The sequence below is a fragment of the Neisseria sp. P0001.S005 genome (assembly GCF_051963715.1).
On the sequence record NZ_JBQCTZ010000840.1, the window covers coordinates 1 to 341 of the forward strand.

The 341-nt window shown below is 48.7% G+C and carries 1 other RNA gene; it reads right to left on the minus strand.

The features are described from left to right. Nucleotides 1-158: a transfer-messenger RNA gene (ssrA, locus tag ACTHSP_RS23135) on the minus strand; the annotation flags it as partial. Nucleotides 159-341 lie beyond the last annotated feature (183 nt).

A 341-nucleotide genomic window follows, 5' to 3' on the forward strand; every position in this document is an offset into this window, starting at 1 on the left:
ACAGCCCATTGACCAACTGCTGCAACGGCAGGCCTTAAGCGGCCAGTGCGTAAGTTTCGTCGTTTGCGACTATTTAAGTTCAGTGTTTTACGGGAAACCTGAGACCCCGGTATGCCCGCATCTGCTTTGCAACCCCCGTCGAAACCAAGATCGCCCCCAGATAGGAATAGTCGATTATACGCATGTCAGCAGGCTTTGCCAAGTTGCTGTTTGATTAAAAAGGCCGTTTGAACAGCGGTTTGCTTTTTCAGACGGCCTCTTTGTTTAGGTTTATTGATGGTAGTTTTGCAAGAAGCGTTTGAGTTTGTCCATGGCTTCTTCGATTTGATGAACGGGCGGCA